Below are 16,955 nucleotides of genomic sequence, written 5' to 3'. Positions count from 1 at the left end.
AATCGGGGCTTTTCCTCCATTCGGTGGCTCGCGCAGCGGTCAGCGAAGCCTGGATCCCTCAGTTCAAGGAGATACACATGAAGCGTTCTGTACTGTTAGGTCTGTTCGTTACTGCCTCGATGATGGCGTCCACTTCGTTCGCCGCAGACAAGCCTGCCGATTTGTGCGATGCCAACATCCAGACGATCAACAACGCCAAAGGGCAGTTGTCGTCTAATCCGGAGTTGAGCCAGCGCGCCGTAGCCAGCGTAACCAGGGCCGAATCGCTCAAAGCCGAAGGCAAAATCGACGACTGCGTTGCGGAAACCTCGCAAACCATCGTGGAACTGCGCAAAGCCACCGGCACCAACAACTGATCCATGCTGACGGGCCAACCTGCGGGTTGGCCTCGTCGGCAGATTGACGTACACTGTGCACGCTTGTTGGCCGATCAGATTCACCGGGCAATGAGTTCGGGGCCGTTTAGGATTCGACGCCGGTTGCGAAACTCTAGGTGCATGCCGACTTGGTAACAGAAGTCGTAAATCCACTGTTGCAACTACTTATAGTTGCCAATGACGACCAATACGGTGTTGCTCTCGCTGCTTAATTGCAGCTGACAATGCTCCTGGTACCTTCGGGTCCAGCAATCATCAGGGGATGTCTGTAAACCCGAAATGATTGTCATATAGAACAGAATCGCCGTGCAGTACGTTGTGGACGAAGCGGCTAAAACTTACACAACTCGCCCAAAGCACCCTGCCCGTCGGGTCGCTGAGGGTTAACTTAATAGACACGGCTACGCATGTAGTACCGACAGCGGAGTACTGGCGGACGGGGGTTCAAATCCCCCCGGCTCCACCAACTCGATGAAGAAGACGCCTTAGGGCGTCTTTTTTTGTGGCTGGGATTAAGGAAACCAATGGTTTCAGTGCCTTGGGCTCTAGCATATCCGCCGAATTGAACCTTTGGCACTGACACCTCTCGGCAAGCGTGTATATGTCGAATACGGACTTGATGCTGGAAGCCATCCCCGACGATCCGGCGCTGTTCCCGTCCGAGTATCAGAATCAAGAACGACCGAGCATGCTTCGCCAAGTAGGTGATGCACGCCGTCGAAAGCTGATCAGTACCAACGATTCGCCTGTGGGCCTATTCATCCGAGTCATTTTGGGTCCGTCTTAGTGAACGATCCTAGGTAGACAATCAGAAGCCGCACGTCGCCGCTGCCCAGCTCATCTCCCTACCGCCTCAATCATCACGCCTGATCTCCCCGTGCCATCATTAAAAGAGGTACATTTACGCCCATTGAGCACGATCAGCAGTGCCGGAATGGAGCGACCAGGCCGGCTTTAAAGGGAATTGGGGTTATGGACAAAAAGTCGCTTTCCGAGCGGGACATCTGCAGCAAGTACATCGCCCCAGCCGTTCAACAAGCCGGGTGGGACATGCACAAGCAGGTGCGCGAGGAAGTCAGCTTTACCAAAGGCCGCATTATCGTCCGAGGCAAACTTCACAGCCGTGGCGAAGCACGCCGCGCAGACTTCATCCTCTACCACCAGGCCAACCTGCCTATCGCTGTGGTCGAGGCAAAGGACAACAAGCACTCCGTTGGCTCCGGCATGCAACAAGCCCTGGGCTATGCAGAGGCGCTGGACGTGCCGTTCGTGTTCTCCAGCAACGGAGATGGCTTCTTGTTTCACGACCGCAGTGGCACAGGTAGCCAGGTAGAAACCGAACTCACCCTTGATCAATTCCCTAGCCCTGCCGAACTCTGGCACCGCTACTGCCAGTGGAAGGGGCTGGATACGACAGCCCAGCACAAGATCGAAGCGCCCTACTACGACGACGGCTCCGGGCGCATGCCTCGGTATTATCAGATGAATGCCATCAACCGCACCGTCGAGGCTGTGGCGCGCGGTCAAAACCGTATCCTGCTGGTGATGGCTACGGGCACCGGCAAGACCTACACAGCCTTCCAAATCATCTGGCGGCTGTGGAAATCGAAACAGAAGAAACGCATCCTGTTTCTGGCCGACCGTAACATCCTGGTCGACCAGACCAAGAACAACGACTTCAAGCCCTTCGGCCAGGCGATGACCAAAATCGCCAAACGCCAGATCGATACCTCCTATGAGATCTACCTGTCGCTCTATCAGGCCGTCACCGGCACTGATGAAGAGATGAACATTTACAAGCAGTTCTCCCGCGACTTCTTCGACCTGATCGTGATCGACGAATGCCACCGTGGCAGCGCCTCCGAGGATTCCGCCTGGCGGGAAATCCTCGATTACTTCTCCAGCGCCACCCATGTCGGCCTCACCGCCACACCGAAGGAGACCAAAGAGGTATCGAGCATCACTTACTTTGGTGAGCCGATTTACAGCTACACGCTGAAGCAAGGCATCGAGGACGGCTTCCTCGCTCCCTATAAAGTAGTCCGCATAGACTTCGACAAAGACCTGCAAGGGTGGCGTCCGCCCAAAGGCATGCTCGATAAAAATGGCGAGCTGATCGAAGACCGCATCTACAACCTCAAAGACATGGACCGCACCCTGGTTATCGAGGCGCGCACCCAACTGGTTGCGCAGAAGGTTACCGAACTTCTCAAGGCTACCGATCCGTTTCAGAAAACCATCGTTTTCTGCGACGACATCAACCACGCCGAGCGCATGCGCCAGGCCTTGGTTAACCTCAACCCTGAGCGCGTGGCCGAGAATCGCAAATACGTCATGCGTATCACCGGTGATGACCAGGAAGGCAAAGCCGAGCTGGACAACTTTATCAACCCGGAAGAACGCTACCCGGTGATTGCCACCACCAGCAAACTGATGACCACCGGCGTCGATGCTCAGACCTGCAAGCTGATCGTGCTCGACCAGCACATCAAATCAATGACCGAGTTCAAGCAAATCATCGGCCGCGGCACTCGCATCAACGAGGACTACGGTAAGTACTGGTTCACCATCATGGACTTCAAAAAGGCTACCGAGCTGTTTGCCGACCCGGCCTTCGATGGTGATCCAGTGGTGATCTTCGCCCCCGACGCTAATGACTCGCCCGTGCCACCAGACGATCCGCAGGGAGACGAAGACGGCATCATCGCAGGCGGCGACAACGACGGTGATGGACTGGAGTTTACCGGCGAAGAGGATGGCAAAAAACGCATTAAGTACGTGATCGATACCGTCCCGATTTACGTCGTTGCCGAGCGCGTGCAGTACTACGGTCCGGATGGACGTCTCATTACCGAATCGCTCCACGACTACACCCGCACCTGTGTAAAAAAGCAGTTCACCTCGCTGGATGACTTCCTCCGTCGCTGGAGTGACGCCGAGCAAAAGAAAGTTATCATCGAGGAAATGGCCGTTCAGGGTGTGATGTGGGAAGCCTTGGCCGAAGAAGTGGAAAAGAAGCAGGGGAAACCGCTCGATCCGTTCGATCTGATCTGCCACGTCGCCTTCGATCAGCCCGCCCTGTCCCGCCGCGAGCGAGCCGAGCAGGTGAAAAAGCGCAACTATTTCGCCAAATATTCCGGTGCCGCCCGCCAGGTCTTGGAGGCGCTGCTGGATAAATATGCCGATACCGGCATCGAGCATATCGAGGACATTAAAATCCTTCAGCTTGACCCTTTTAGCCAGTTCGGTGCACCCATGGAATTGGTCAAAGCCTTCGGCGGCAAGGCTGGCTACAACCAGGCCATCCACGAACTGGAAGACGAGCTTTACGCCAGTTGACGGTCAACCACCGACGACCTGTCAAAGCAGCTGTCCACACTATCCTGTAGAATTTCGCCCCCCTTGCGGTACGCGTTGAGAGAACTTCATGTCCATTAGCTCCACCATCAAGTCCATTCAAGACATCATGCGCAAAGACGTTGGCGTAGACGGCGACGCCCAGCGTATCGGCCAGTTGGTTTGGCTGCTGTTCCTGAAGATCTTCGATGACCGCGAGCTGGAATGGGAGCTGATGGACGACAGCTATCGTTCGCCCATTCCCGACAGTTGCCGCTGGCGTACATGGGCCGCCGACCCGGAAGGCATGACCGGTGATGCGCTGAAGGACTTTATCGACAACAACCTGTTCCCCCAGTTGCAGAACCTGCACGAGTACAGCAACACGCCGTCAGCCTTCGTAGTGCGCAGCGTGTTTGAAGACGCCTACAACTACATGAAGTCTGGGCAGTTGCTACGCCAGGTGATCAATAAGATTCAGGAGGGCGTGGACTTCAACAAAGCCCAGGAACGCCACGAGTTCGGCAACCTCTATGAGCAACTGCTGCGTGACCTACAGAACGCGGGCAACGCTGGTGAGTTCTACACCCCGCGTCCGGTCACTGAGTTCATGGTACGCATGGTCGACCCAAAGCTGGACGAAAAGGTTATGGACCCGGCATGCGGTACGGGCGGCTTTCTCACATGCGCCATTGAGCATAAGCGTAGCCGCTATGTAGAAACCGCCGAAGACGACCGCATCCTGCAGGCCAGCATCTTCGGCGTGGAAAAAAAACCGCTGCCGCACCTGCTGGCCACCACCAATATGATCCTGCACGGCATCGAGGTGCCGAATCAGATTCGCCACGACAACACCCTACGCAAACCGCTGATTAGTTGGGGCCCGAGCGAGCGCGTGCATTGCATCGTTGCCAACCCGCCGTTCGGCGGCATGGAAGAAGATGGCATTGAAAACAACTTCCCCGCAGCCTTCCGCACCCGCGAAACTGCCGACCTGTTTCTGGTGCTGATCATGCAATTGCTCAAAGACGGTGGCCGCGCCGCTGTGGTACTACCCGATGGCTTCCTGTTTGGCGAAGGCATCAAAAGCCGCATCAAGGAAAAGCTGCTGACCGAGTGCAACCTGCATACCATCGTTCGCCTGCCCAACGGTGTGTTCAACCCCTACACCGGTATCAAAACCAACCTGCTGTTCTTCACCAAAGGCACACCGACCAAGCAGGTGTGGTTCTACGAACATCAGTACCCGGCCGGTGTGAAGAACTACTCCAAGACCCGTCCCATGCGCATCGAAGAATTCGCAGTGGAAGAAGCCTGGTGGGGCTGTGAGGCCGATGGCTTTGCCGCACGGGTGGAAGGCGAGTTTGCCTGGAAGATCAGCATCGAGGAGCTGCAAGCGCGTAACTGGAACCTCGACTGCAAAAACCCACATATCGGTGAGCAGATCAGCCATGATCCGGACGAGCTAATGCGCAACTACGCCAAGCTGCAAAGCGAGATTGGCGAACTACGCGATAAGCTGAAGTCCATTCTTGCGGAGTGCTTTCAGTGAGTAACTCCGTAGTTGACCAAGCACTTGAAATTCTTGTTGCATGCCAAGATTTCACCGCGTTGAGGCGTGCGCTCTTCGCCACCGTTGCTGGGCATTACCTAGAAAGTGAATCCTCAACAGCACCACAATCCGATCAAGAAAATTACAGGGCGTTTGCGTTAAACGCTTTGCTCGCCCGTCTACCAACTCGTTTGTTGGCGTCCGTTGCAACAATCACCAAAGGCAAGACTGGGATCAAGGATGCGGTGCCGGGGCCATTTCCTCTGGTTGTTACTGCCGAAGCCAGAGGTAGCTCGGATCATTTTGATTTTGAAGGGCCGGGGGTGATGATTCCAATGGTGTCATCGACCGGTCACGGTGACGCCAGCCTGAAACGTGTCCACTTTCAAGACGGACAGTACGCCGTTGGGAGTATCCTTGCGGTCGTGCAACCTAAAGATACGCAGCAACTATCAGCTAGGTATCTTCATGCATATCTCAGCACCTTCAAGGACGAGTTGCTGGTAAGTCGAATGGTCGGCACTGCAAACGTCAGTTTGACTGTTGCGAAAATTGGTGATGTTCCGGTACCTCTGTTACCAATTTCAGCACAACGTAAAGTTGATGAACTGATGGCCCTGTGCGACCGCCTGGAAACCAGGCAAGCCGACGCCGAAAGCGCCCATGCTCAACTGGTACAAACGCTGCTCGACAGCCTGACCCAAGCCAGCAACGCCACAGACTTCGCCACCAACTGGCAGCGCCTGGCTGAACACTTCCACACCTTGTTCACTACTGAACGCAGTGTCGAGCCCCTCAAACAAACCCTGCTGCAACTTGCCGTTATGGGCAAATTGGTACCGCAAGATCCCAACGATGAAACAGCAAGCGACCTGCTCAAGCGCATCGCAGAGGAAAAGTCACGGTTGGTTAGGGAAGGTAAGCTCAAGAAGCAGAAATCATTGCCAGAGGTCGACGAAGAAGAAAAACCATATGCTTTGCCTTCAGGCTGGAAATGGGTGCGCTTCGACTCGATCTCAAATACCCGTCTTGGAAAGATGCTTGATAAAGCCAAGAACAAAGGCGAACTGCGACCATATCTTCGCAACACCAACGTTCAGTGGTTTAACTTTGAGATCGACGATCTCAAAAGCATGCGATTTGAAGAACAGGAGCTTGATGAATATCGAGTTACCCCCGGCGACTTAGTAATTTGCGAAGGAGGAGAACCTGGACGGTGTGCTGTCTGGGAGGGCGATATTGAAGATATGTTCATCCAGAAAGCACTGCACCGTGCACGGCCCTGGCTTGGTATTTCGCCTTTTTTTCTTCAGTTTTGCTTAAGGACCGCAACTAACTCTGGGTATCTGAATCAATTCTTCACCGGGGCTACGATTAAACATTTCTCCGGCGAAAAGTTGGCGAAGTATCCGGTACCGCTTCCTCCACTTAGCGAACAACACCGCATCGTCGCCAAAGTCAATCAATTCATGGCCCTCTGCGACCAACTCAAAACCCGCCTAACCCAGAGCCGTCAACTGGCCGGCCAGTTGTCCACCACCCTGGTCGAACGAGCCCTTGCCAAGGATGCCTTACAGGCCCCCATAGTCACCGATCGGCTTACAGCCCGGACCTTGCTCGCAGCAGAAATCACTCATCGTTTGCATAGCCAACGCACCTTCGGCCAACGCAAGCTGCAGAAAGTAATTTACTTGGCCGAGCACGCGGCCAGGCTTGCCGCTATTCAGGGTGACTACCTACGCGATGCTGCTGGCCCCCATGATCGCCAGTTGATGAATACGATTGAAGGGGAGCTGCAAACCCATCAGTGGTATGAGCGCGTAGAGCGCGAGACTGTTGGCCATGCTTACCGCCCGCTTCCGCAAGCAGGGCAGCATCGGCAGGGGTATTACAGTGCCTGGTCGGCCACTGAGCAGGCCACTATTGAGCAAGTCATTGAGCTGATGCGGGACTGGGATACAGATCGCTGCGAAATGACTGTGACGCTCTATGCCGTCTGGAACGACTTTATTCTCGAAGGCCGGCCGGTTTCCGATGAATCCATCGTGGACGAAGTCATGCATAGCTGGAACGACACCAAGCTGCGCTTTGGCAAAACCGAATGGTTGGCGATACTCGCAGAGATGAAGAAGCACAAAATTCTGTTGCCCACCGGCTTTGGCAAGCGCACCAAGGGTGGCATGCTCAGCTTGCCCGGTTTCGAGTAAACAGATGATCCTTCTGGCCGCCCTCTGCGAGATACGGATACGAAGCATATTGCTCAATCCAAGCTCTCGCGGTATTCCAGTTGGTATCCCAAAGAAATATAAAAACTCACATTAATAAATTAAATCAAATAGCTAAGAACTCAATTCAGATTACCCCGGCCCAGCAACTCTCAACGACAAAGCCCGCCCAGTGCGGGCTTTTCGCATCTGGAGTTAGTCGAATGGCCGTCATTTCCTTCACATTCTCAAGCCCTCCGGTGGCTGTGATGTTCGACGCGTACTAAAAGACGCTGGGGGCTGCGGCACGGCTTCGGCTCATTCTCCAATTTACGAAACCAGTTTGGCTGTAAGGCGAGTGCGCTTGTGTGATAGCAAAACCAAAGCCATCCCTTTAACATCCCGCGACTGGCTGGACGCCTCGCAGAGAAAACCGGTTCGCATGTGGAAACTCAACCTGCACAAGGAAGGCAATAAACCATGAGCTTCATCGAAACGATCCAATCCAAGGAAGTCGATATCTACATATCGGCGTTCTTCACCATCCTCGGCCTGATTCTGGGAGCCATTCTGGATCGGGTACTGAAAGGCGATTCTCCACAATCCGCCAATCAGCCGGGCCATTCGGTAAACCTGACCTTCAACACGGTGGTCAATCCACCGCCGGGCGTGAACGCCGCCAGCACAAGCCAGGATATGACTCCAGTCATCTGCATGATGATGGTGATTGCCGGACTGATTTATGTGTTTTTCCGGGCCGAGATACTCAACCTGCTTTCCTGGATCACGCTGTTCACCATTTCACTGTGGGCCGGCGGAACCTTGCATAGCCTTTACCGGGGCTTTTTCGCGGGTATTAAGTGGGTCGTTGCGCTGTTGTTTTGCTTGGCATTTTGCGTGGCCGCGACGTATGTCACCGACGAAGCTTTCATGCCCACACAGGCGCCGCCAAATTTCGAAAACGGCCAGCGAATCATCAATGAGCAGGGACTGACGGGGATAATGGAAAAATTCGTCTTGCTAGATATGCATTGGTTTTTGCTGCACCTGTCGGGTGTGATCCTGCTTATTTACACAAGCCTTCGGATGATGCTTTTTTCAACCTACTTCATCGTCGCGGGTGCACATGCCAATAACAACGGCACTCACGAACCTTGGCTTTCCAGAAAAACCCGCAAGTACGCCAATCTGCGCAAAAACATCATTTTCATGCCTATCCTGCTGGTTCTCGCGTACCTGCTTACCTCGGGTCTTGCTTTCGACTGGTTGATCCACACGATGCCAAATCAGGTCAATGCGTTGATGAACACGGTGCTGTATGGGCGCTGATATTTTGATCGTGCGCTGAAGATCGACTGGCGGGACACCAACCCGGTTGGCAGAAGCGACATGAATTTTTCTTCACTGCGCCCAGCCGGGACAGCCTGTAAAGTCCCCCCGCTCATTCAAGAAACTACGGTTCGCCCGCGCTCCTAGCGGGCTTTTTTTCGCCTCAGCTTCTCCATATCTTGCCGCTCCCCACCATATTGCGCGACTCTGCCAGCAGATCCCTCGCCAAGGAGCGCTCGATGCCGCTGTTATCCCTGCCCTGCCCGCGCCTGACGCTGGCGATCCTCTCCCCCGATCAGGCCGAGCTCGAAAGCGCGTTCTACCAGCGCAACCAGCGGCACCTGGCGCGCTGGTCGCCCATCCGCACCACCGATTACTTCTCCACCGCCAACATCCGCCGTCGCCTCGAGAACCAGGCCAGTGCCTTCGAAGCAGGCCTGGCGATGCATTTCGCGCTGCTGTCCGCGGACGGTCAGCAGATGCTCGGTGCGTGCAATTTCAGCGGGATCATTCGTGGGGCGTTTCAGGCGTGTTATTTGGGTTATCACATCGATGAGGCGCATCAGGGTCAGGGTTTGATGCAGGAGGGGCTGGAGGCGGGGATTGGTTATATGTTCGATGTGCAGAATTTGCATCGGATCATGGCCAATTACATTCCGGGCAATGAGCGCAGTGCGCGTTTGCTTGAGCGTTTGGGTTTTGAGCGTGAGGGCTATGCGAAGGCGTATCTGAACATTGCCGGGCGTTGGCAGGATCATGTGCTGACGGCGCTGGTCAATCCGGGGTTCGAGGCGCCGGGTCAGCGGTGGTCGCGGCGCCTGGGCTGAGTTGCACGGAACCTGTCAGACAAAAATCCTTTCAGCTCTCGGGTTTGCGGCCGATACAGACCTGCTAACACCCCTGCTGGCTCAAAAGAACAACAATCTTCCAGCTTAACTGACGACCAAGAAACCCAACGTTTCTGGAGGATTTGCATGAATAGCTGGTTCGGTAACATCAGCGTGAACATGAAACTCGGCCTGGGCTTCGGCCTCGTGCTGGCCCTGACCTGCATTCTGGCGCTGACCGGCTGGACCAGCCTCGGCGGCCTGATCGACCGCAGCAACTGGATGAGCGATATCACCCAGCTCAACGCCGGCCTGACCAAACTGCGCGTGGTGCGCCTGCAATACATGCTGACCAATGGCGACGAAACCGCCGCGCAGAATGTGCAGACCACCCTGGAAAGTTTCGCCGCGCAGCAGCAGGCGTTGATCAGCAAATTCAAGAGTCCGGAGAACGTCAAACTGCTCAAGCAGCAGGCGGCGACCATCGCTGAATACCAGACCTCGCTGAACAAAATGCGCAACGCTTATCGCACCGGCAACAGCGCCCGCGACACCATGAGCGTCAACGCTCAGACCGCGTACAACCTGATCGAATCGATCAGCCAGCGCGTGCAGCAGATGGAGTTGAGCGATCAGCGTTTCGAGCAGTTCCAGGCTGTTACTGCGGCGAAGGAAGCGTTCATCCTCGCGCGCTATGAAGTGCGTGGTTACACCGCGACCAGCAACGCCGAGACCGAGCAGAAAGCCGTCGGCCAGATCGACGCGGCCATCGCCAGCCTCAAACCGTTGAACGCGCAATTTGCCGCGACTCAGCAGGATGCCTTGCGCCAATTGGAAACCGCGCTGACCAGCTATCGCAGCGCGTTGATGGCGTACAAGAACGCCAACACCGATGCCGTGCAGGCGCGTAAGGAAATGACCGATCAGGGCACCACCATCGTCGCCCTGAGTGAGCAGCTGTACCAGATTCAGCTTGATCGCCGTGACGCCGAAAGCGCCCAGGCGCGTACCTTCCAGTTGATCAGCACGTTGCTGGCGCTATTGGTTGGCGTGATTGCTGCCGTAATCATCACCCGTCAGATCACCCGTCCGTTGCGCGAAACCCTGGCCGTGGTCGAGCGCATCGCCAGCGGCGACCTGACCCAGAACGTCACCGTCACCCGCCGCGACGAACTCGGCGTGTTGCAGCAAGGCATCGCACGCATGGGCGTGACCCTGCGTGACTTGATCAGCGGCATCCGCGACGGCGTCACGCAGATTGCCAGTGCCGCGGAAGAACTCTCGGCGGTAACTGAACAGACCAGTGCTGGTGTGAACAGCCAGAAAGTCGAGACCGATCAGGTCGCCACCGCCATGCACGAAATGACTGCCACGGTACAGGAAGTTGCGCGCAATGCTGAGGAAGCGTCGCAAGCCGCTGCCGCCGCTGACGGCGAAGCTCGTGAAGGCGACAAGGTGGTGAGTGAGGCCATCGCGCAGATCGAGCGTCTGGCCAGCGAAGTGGTGCGTTCGACCGAAGCGATGAGCGTGCTGCAACAGGAAAGCGACAAGATCGGCAGCGTCATGGACGTGATCAAGGCGGTCGCCGAACAGACCAACCTGCTCGCGCTCAACGCTGCGATCGAAGCCGCGCGTGCCGGTGAAGCCGGGCGCGGTTTTGCCGTGGTCGCCGATGAGGTGCGTGGGTTGGCTCAGCGCACGCAGAAATCCACCGAGGAAATCGAAGGTCTGGTCGCTGGTCTGCAGAACGGCACCCAGCAGGTTTCGGCGGTGATGAATAACAGCCGTGCGCTGACCGACAGCAGCGTCGCCCTGACGCGCAAGGCCGGTGTCTCGCTGGAAAACATCACCCGCACGGTGTCGAACATCCAGTCGATGAACCAGCAGATCGCTGCGGCGGCTGAACAGCAAAGCGCCGTGGCCGAAGAGATCAGCCGCAGCATCATCAACGTACGCGACGTGTCCGAGCAGACCGCAGCGGCGAGTGATGAGACGGCAGCGTCGAGTGTTGAACTGGCGCGGTTGGGTGGTCAGTTGCAGCAGATGGTCAGCCACTTCCGCGTTTGATTTTGGTTTTGCGCTGTAGCTGAAACCGAATCGCGAGCAGGCTCACTCCTACATTTTGGATTTGCGTGACTCACCGGATTTTGAGCACACCGCAGATCCCTGTGGGAGCGAGCTTGCTCGCGAAGGCGTCGGGTCAATCAAATCAACGTCGCCTGACACTCCGCATTCGCGAGCAAGCTCGCTCCCACATTGGATTTGTGTGCCACGCTGGATTTTCAGCACACCGCAGATCCCTTGTGGGAGCGAGCTTGCTCGCGAAGGCGTTGGGTCAATCAAATCACGTCGCCTGACACTCCGCCTTCGCGAGCAAGCTCGCTCCCACATTTTGGATTTGCGTGACTCACCGGATTTTGAGCTCACCGAAAATCCCTGTAGGAGTGAGCCTGCTCGCGATAGCGGTGTGTCAGTAAAAGACAGGCTGACTGAAACACCGCTATCGCGAGCAGGCTCACTCCTACAGGGGATTTGTGGTGTGCTTTTTACGCGGGGTAGCCGGTGATTTTGCGGATGCTCTGGTACAGCGGTTTCAACTGCCGATACATCCGCAAATACACTTCACTGTACAACTGCTCATAAACCTTTTGCGCCTCAGGCTGTGGTGTAAAAACCGCTCCAACCCGAGTCATCGCCGCAATGGCCGTGGAAAAATCCCTGTGCAATCCCAACCCCACCGCACAACAAATCGCCGCTCCCAACCCGGACGCTTCATACACATGCGGGCGTTCTGCCGGCAGGCCGAAGATGTTGGCGGTCAGTTGCATGGCGGCGTCACTTTGCGAGCCGCCGCCGGCGACGCGCAGGCGTTTGATCGAGACCTTTGAGCGTCGCTCGATGTTCTCCATGCCTTGGCGTAGCGCGTAGGCCAGGCCTTCGAGAATCGCGCGGTAGATGTGCGCGCGGGTGTGTACGTCGCCGAAGCCGATCATCGCGCCTTTGGCTTCCACGCCCGGTTCGCGAATCCCCGGTGACCAGTAGGGTTGCAGCATCAGGCCCATCGAGCCCGGCGGCACTTCGTCGACCAGTGCGTCGAACAGTTGCTCCGGTTCGATGCCCTGCGCTTTCGCCTGTTGCATCTCGCGCAGGCCAAACTGATTCTTGAACCAGCTGACCATCCAGTAGCCGCGATAGATCATCACTTCGCAGTTGTACTGATCGGGCACGGCCGAGGGGTACGGCGGGATCAGCGGGATGATTTCCAGGTAGCGTGAGCGGGTGCTGGTGATGGTCGCGGTGGTGCCGTAGGACAGGCACACGGTGCTCGCATCGACCACGCCGGAGCCGATCACTTCGCAGGCCTTGTCCGCGCCTGCGGCGATCAGCGGCAGGCCTTCGGGAATGCCCGTGTGGCGAGCGGCTTCGGCTGTGATGTAGCCGAGGGTTTCGCCGGGTTTGTGCAGGGTCGGCAACTGCTCGGGGCGCACCGCCAGTGCCTGCCATTTCCAGTCACGCGGGGCCGCCCATTTCAGTCGTTTGAAGTCGAAGGGCAGATAGCCGACGCAACAGCCGATGGAGTCGACGAAGCGCCCGCACAAGCGATGGGTGAGAAAGCCTGAAAGCAGTAAATACTTGTCGGTCGCCGCCCACACATCGGGCTGATGCCGGGCGATCCAGTTGGCCTCGGCCTGGGCGCGAAAATAATCCACCGTTGCCTTGGCGCCGACCAATTTGAACAGCCAGCCCCACGGCCCTTTGATGCCACCCTCGACCTCAGCCTGACGTTGATCGAGCCAGACAATTGCCGGGCGCAGCGGTTTGCCGTTGGCATCGACATTGATCACGGTGCCGCGCTGGGTGGTCAGGGACACGCCGGCAATCTGCGCACGGTCGATGCCGGTCTGCTGCCAGAGTTGCTGACAGGCCTCGCCGAGTTTCGCCCAGTAATACTCCGGATCCTGCTCAGCCCAACCGGGCTGCGTCGAGTAGTACGCCTGCAGATCGACTTTGCCTTTGCCGAGCAGATTGCCCTGCTGATCGAAGAGCAATGCGCGCACGCTCTGGGTGCCGTTGTCGATGGCCAATAGGTATTTCATGGCGTGATCTCCGGCAAGCCGTGATCGCGCAGCCAAAGCAAACGATAGCGCTGGATTTCCGCCTGCCAGCGCTCATCGTCCCAGGCCAATCGTGGCTGGCACAGCGTGCGAATCGCAGGCAAATAATCCTCGCCACCGCGCGGCAGCAACAGGCCCAAACGGGTACGGCGCAGCAGCAAATCATCCAGGTGCAGAATCATTTCCGCCTCGCAGGCGAACGCCAGTTCTGCCCACAACGTGTCGGTGGCGCCGACCGTTTCCAGACCGAGTTCGCCGAGCAATTGCGCCAGCCTCGGCAGGTCTCGACCGTGACGCCCGGCCAGGCGCCGCCATTGATGTCCGCTCAATCCTGGAATACTCAGTGGCGGCACGGCGGCAAACACAGGCGCGCCGTCGTCAACGAAGGATCGCCCAAGCATCGCCGCACACGCCTTGAGCACTTCGATCGCTTGCGGGCGAAACGTGGTCAGTTTGCCGCCGGCCAAAGTCACGCAACCCGGCTCCTGCCACAACACATGTTCGCGGGTTTCATTGGACGGCTTGTGTTGATGCGCACCCGCCGCGCTGCCCACCACCGGGCGCACGCCTGACCAGGTCGACAGCACGTCGTCGACGCCCACTTCGGCGCCGGGAAATTGCTGCTGGCATGCGGCGAGCAGATAGTCGAGTTCTTCGCTGGAGATGCGCGCGCTGTGGTCGAGGTCCTCGCGATGATCGAGGTCCGTGGTGCCGACCACCGTCGCGCCTTCCCAGGGAAAAACAAACACCGGACGCCGGTCGCGCTCATGCAGAAAAGTGAACGCCTGGGCCACCGGCAGACGCCAGCCCGGCAGCAACAGATGACTGCCGCGCAACGGTCGCAACTGCTTCGCAGCGTCAGCGGGACGGAGACGCTCGGCCCATGCACCCGTTGCCACGGCCAACACAGCGGAGCGCAATTGCAGGGTCGCGCCGCCCTCGCAATCCTCAACCTGAACCCCGCACACGCGCCCGCCTTCACGCAGCAGTTGCGTGACCCGCACAGCATTGATTATCACCGCGCCATCGGCCCGGGCCTCGCGCAATACGCGCATCACCAGCCGCGCATCATCGGTCAGTGCATCGACAAAACAGCTGCCGCCGAGCAAACCGTTTTCCCTCACGCCCGGCGCCAGATATCGAAGCTGTTGCGCATCATGAAAGCGATGGCTGCGCCGTCCCGCCAAGGCGTCGTAAACGCTCAGCAAACCACCCAACACCCGAGGCCCGGGAAAGCCGCCGCGATAGTGCGGCATCATGAAACTCATCGGCTCGACCAGCCCCGGCGCCTCGTCGAGCAGGCGCTGGCGCTCGCGCACCGAATCGCGGGTCAGGCGCCACTGGCCCTTGGCGATGTAACGCAAACCGCCGTGGACCATTTTCGACGATCGGCTGGACGTGCCCCAGGCAAAATCCCGCTGCTCCAGCAGCAGACAACGCCAGCCCCGCCGCGCCGCTTCGCGGACAATTCCGGCGCCGCTGATGCCGCCGCCGATGACGATCAGGTCCCAGGTGTCATCCGCCAGCGTCGGCAGACTCTGCTCGCGCCATTGCGCGTTCCAGTCGGAATTCATGGGCGTGACTCAGGCAACAGCGTGCCGGGATTGAGGCGCCCTTGCGGGTCGAAATGTTCGCTCAGCGCCTGCAACGTCTGCAGCGCCAGCGGGCCTTTTTCCCGTAGCAGATAGGGCGCGTGATCCTTGCCGACGCCGTGCTGATGACTGATGGTGCCGTGGTGGTCGACGATGGTCTGGCTGGCCGCGTGTTTGAGCGCCCGCCAGCGCGCCAGCGTCGCGGCATAGTCCGCTGCCGGGCGAAACACGTAGGTGGTGTAGATGCTCGAGCCCTCGCCGTAAACGTGGGACAGGTGAGTGAAGACATGCACCCGTTCGCCTTCGGCGGCCAAGGCGTCGCGCAGGCTGGTTTCGATCCGGCTGAGCAAGTGGTCGACGTTGCTCCAGTCGGTGGCGGTTTCGAGGGTGTCGACCACGTAACCGGCGTTCCACAGGTTCTCGCGCAAGTAGGGAAAACGAAAGCGGTTCTGCGCCCACTTCTTGCCCAGCAGCGTGCCGGTGAACACGCCGCCGAACGCTTTCAGATGCTGGCGCGCGTGTTTCAGCGACAGTGCGTTTTGCTGGCGATTGCCGGTGACGCCGAAAGTCAGCAAGCATTTGCCGTCGCCGGCACCGCGCAGCTTGAGGTACTTCTCCAGCCAGGCGATCTGCTGCGGATGACCGGCCAGCGCCAGTTGCGTTTCGGTTTCCACCGCGTTGGACAGGCGCAGCATCGACAGCGGCACGCGCGCCTGCGCCAGTTGCCGGATCGCTTGCAGCGCCTGCGGCCAATCGGGCAGAAACACGCCGTAAAAACGTTCGTCTGCGGGCAACGCACTGACCCGCACCTTGACCTCCGAAATGATCCCGAAACGGCCTTCGCACCCGAGCACCACTTCACGCAGATCCGGGCCGGCGGCCGACGCCGGGAACGTCGGAATCTGCAAAGGCCCGGCGAAGGTTTCCAGGGTGCCGCCAGCGAACAACTGCTCGATCCGCCCGTAGCGCAACGACTGCTGGCCGCTGGAGCGACTGGCCACCCAACCGCCCAGCGTCGACAGCTCCCACGACTGCGGAAAATGCCCCAGCGTGTAGCCGCGCGCACGCAACTGGCTTTCGACTTGCGGCCCGCTGGCGCCGGGGCCGAATGTCGCCAGCAGGCTTTGTTCGTCGAGGTCGGTCAGGCGATTCATCCGCCCCAGCGACACCGTCAGCACCGGGCGCGTGGACGTCGGTGGATTGATGTGCCCGGCCACTGACGTGCCGCCGCCGTAGGGAATCAGGCATAAATCCTGATCATGGGCGAGCGCCAGCAATTGGCGGATCTGCTCGGCGGTTTCCGGAAACGCCACGGCATCGGGATACGTGCCCAGCGCGCCTTCGCGCAACGCCAGCCAGTCCGGCAGGCTCTGGCCGCGCGCGTGCAGCAGGCGATCGTGAGTGTCGACGCTGTACAAGCGATGCGGCACCAGACGCGAGGTCGGCACCTGCGCCAATGCCGCTGCCAACGTCGCATCGGGCAGCGCGCGGCCGGCGCCCAAGCGTTCGTGGAGAAATGTCGCGCCCTGGGCCGGCAGTTCGACCACCGTGCCCGCCTCTCCCCAGCCGTTCCAGCGTCGCATGCGTGTGTCCTTTTTTTGCCGTTGGATCAAGCTTGCATAC

Annotated in this window: 10 protein-coding genes, 1 other RNA gene and 1 pseudogene; 9 read left to right on the top strand and 3 right to left on the bottom strand. The window is 58.3% G+C overall.

Annotated elements, in window-relative coordinates; all coding sequences use genetic code 11:
- The first annotated feature begins 77 nt into the window (after positions 1–77).
- The 9 genes and pseudogenes from J2Y90_RS09625 to J2Y90_RS26730 all read left to right on the top strand — a co-directional run bounded on the left by J2Y90_RS09625 (position 78) and on the right by J2Y90_RS26730 (position 11,692).
- The gene (locus tag J2Y90_RS09625) at positions 78–356 is read left to right on the top strand and encodes a hypothetical protein (protein ID WP_253498886.1); all 279 of its coding nucleotides are present in this window, start codon (positions 78–80) and stop codon (positions 354–356) included.
- Between the two features lie 98 nt (positions 357–454).
- Positions 455–843, top strand: a transfer-messenger RNA (tmRNA) gene (gene ssrA / locus J2Y90_RS09620).
- A gap of 506 nt (positions 844–1,349) precedes the next feature.
- The gene (gene hsdR, locus J2Y90_RS09615) at positions 1,350–3,716 is read left to right on the top strand and encodes an EcoAI/FtnUII family type I restriction enzme subunit R (protein WP_253498884.1); all 2,367 of its coding nucleotides are present in this window, start codon (positions 1,350–1,352) and stop codon (positions 3,714–3,716) included.
- Positions 3,717–3,804: 88 nt separating this feature from the next.
- Positions 3,805–5,265, top strand: coding sequence for a type I restriction-modification system subunit M (locus J2Y90_RS09610; protein ID WP_253498881.1), 1,461 nt, complete (start codon positions 3,805–3,807; stop codon positions 5,263–5,265).
- Complete coding sequence (locus J2Y90_RS26610; RefSeq protein ID WP_253498878.1) at positions 5,262–7,472, top strand: restriction endonuclease subunit S; 2,211 nt, start codon at positions 5,262–5,264, stop codon at positions 7,470–7,472. Before J2Y90_RS09610 ends, J2Y90_RS26610 begins: the two co-directional genes overlap by 4 nt.
- Before the next feature lie 477 nt (positions 7,473–7,949).
- Complete coding sequence (locus tag J2Y90_RS09600; RefSeq protein ID WP_253498875.1) at positions 7,950–8,798, top strand: hypothetical protein; 849 nt, start codon at positions 7,950–7,952, stop codon at positions 8,796–8,798.
- 239 nt (positions 8,799–9,037) lie between these two features.
- Positions 9,038–9,625, top strand: coding sequence for a GNAT family N-acetyltransferase (locus J2Y90_RS09595; RefSeq protein ID WP_253498872.1), 588 nt, complete (start codon positions 9,038–9,040; stop codon positions 9,623–9,625).
- A gap of 147 nt (positions 9,626–9,772) precedes the next feature.
- Positions 9,773–10,786: pseudogene (locus J2Y90_RS26735) on the top strand (methyl-accepting chemotaxis protein); the annotation flags it as partial.
- Between the two features lie 42 nt (positions 10,787–10,828).
- Positions 10,829–11,692, top strand: a complete 864-nt coding sequence (locus tag J2Y90_RS26730) for a methyl-accepting chemotaxis protein (RefSeq protein WP_437180697.1) — start codon at positions 10,829–10,831, stop codon at positions 11,690–11,692.
- A 479-nt stretch (positions 11,693–12,171) separates the two neighbouring features.
- On the opposite strand, the gene J2Y90_RS09585 is transcribed toward J2Y90_RS26730, so the two are convergent.
- From J2Y90_RS09585 to J2Y90_RS09575, 3 genes are read right to left on the bottom strand one after another with little or no spacing between them, the layout of a single operon-like run.
- The gene (locus J2Y90_RS09585) at positions 12,172–13,722 is read right to left on the bottom strand and encodes an FGGY-family carbohydrate kinase (protein WP_253498866.1); all 1,551 of its coding nucleotides are present in this window, start codon (positions 13,720–13,722) and stop codon (positions 12,172–12,174) included.
- Positions 13,719–15,314 carry a glycerol-3-phosphate dehydrogenase/oxidase gene (locus J2Y90_RS09580; RefSeq protein WP_253498863.1) on the bottom strand — a complete coding sequence of 532 codons (1,596 nt, stop codon included), beginning with the start codon at positions 15,312–15,314 and terminating at the stop codon, positions 13,719–13,721. Before J2Y90_RS09580 ends, J2Y90_RS09585 begins: the two co-directional genes overlap by 4 nt.
- The gene (locus J2Y90_RS09575; RefSeq protein ID WP_253498861.1) at positions 15,311–16,915 is read right to left on the bottom strand and encodes an FAD-binding oxidoreductase; all 1,605 of its coding nucleotides are present in this window, start codon (positions 16,913–16,915) and stop codon (positions 15,311–15,313) included. Before J2Y90_RS09575 ends, J2Y90_RS09580 begins: the two co-directional genes overlap by 4 nt.
- Positions 16,916–16,955: the final 40 nt, after the last annotated feature.

The organism is Pseudomonas koreensis (assembly GCF_024169245.1).
Lineage (GTDB): Bacteria > Pseudomonadota > Gammaproteobacteria > Pseudomonadales > Pseudomonadaceae > Aquipseudomonas > Aquipseudomonas koreensis_F.
The sequence above is the reverse complement of the archived record's forward strand: the minus strand, read 5'-3'. Positions and strand labels throughout refer to the sequence as shown.

Excerpts from the sequence above, each read along its gene's own strand:
- J2Y90_RS09575 (WP_253498861.1), bottom strand. The coding sequence starts at position 16,915 with ATGCGACGCTGGAACGGCTGGGGAGAGGCGGGCACGGTGGTCGAACTG.
- J2Y90_RS09600 (WP_253498875.1), top strand. The coding sequence starts at position 7,950 with ATGAGCTTCATCGAAACGATCCAATCCAAGGAAGTCGATATCTACATA.
- J2Y90_RS09595 (WP_253498872.1), top strand. The coding sequence starts at position 9,038 with ATGCCGCTGTTATCCCTGCCCTGCCCGCGCCTGACGCTGGCGATCCTC.
- J2Y90_RS09625 (WP_253498886.1), top strand. The coding sequence starts at position 78 with ATGAAGCGTTCTGTACTGTTAGGTCTGTTCGTTACTGCCTCGATGATG.
- J2Y90_RS09585 (WP_253498866.1), bottom strand. The coding sequence starts at position 13,722 with ATGAAATACCTATTGGCCATCGACAACGGCACCCAGAGCGTGCGCGCA.
- hsdR (WP_253498884.1), top strand. The coding sequence starts at position 1,350 with ATGGACAAAAAGTCGCTTTCCGAGCGGGACATCTGCAGCAAGTACATC.
- J2Y90_RS09580 (WP_253498863.1), bottom strand. The coding sequence starts at position 15,314 with ATGAATTCCGACTGGAACGCGCAATGGCGCGAGCAGAGTCTGCCGACG.
- J2Y90_RS09610 (WP_253498881.1), top strand. The coding sequence starts at position 3,805 with ATGTCCATTAGCTCCACCATCAAGTCCATTCAAGACATCATGCGCAAA.
- J2Y90_RS26730 (WP_437180697.1), top strand. The coding sequence starts at position 10,829 with ATGGGCGTGACCCTGCGTGACTTGATCAGCGGCATCCGCGACGGCGTC.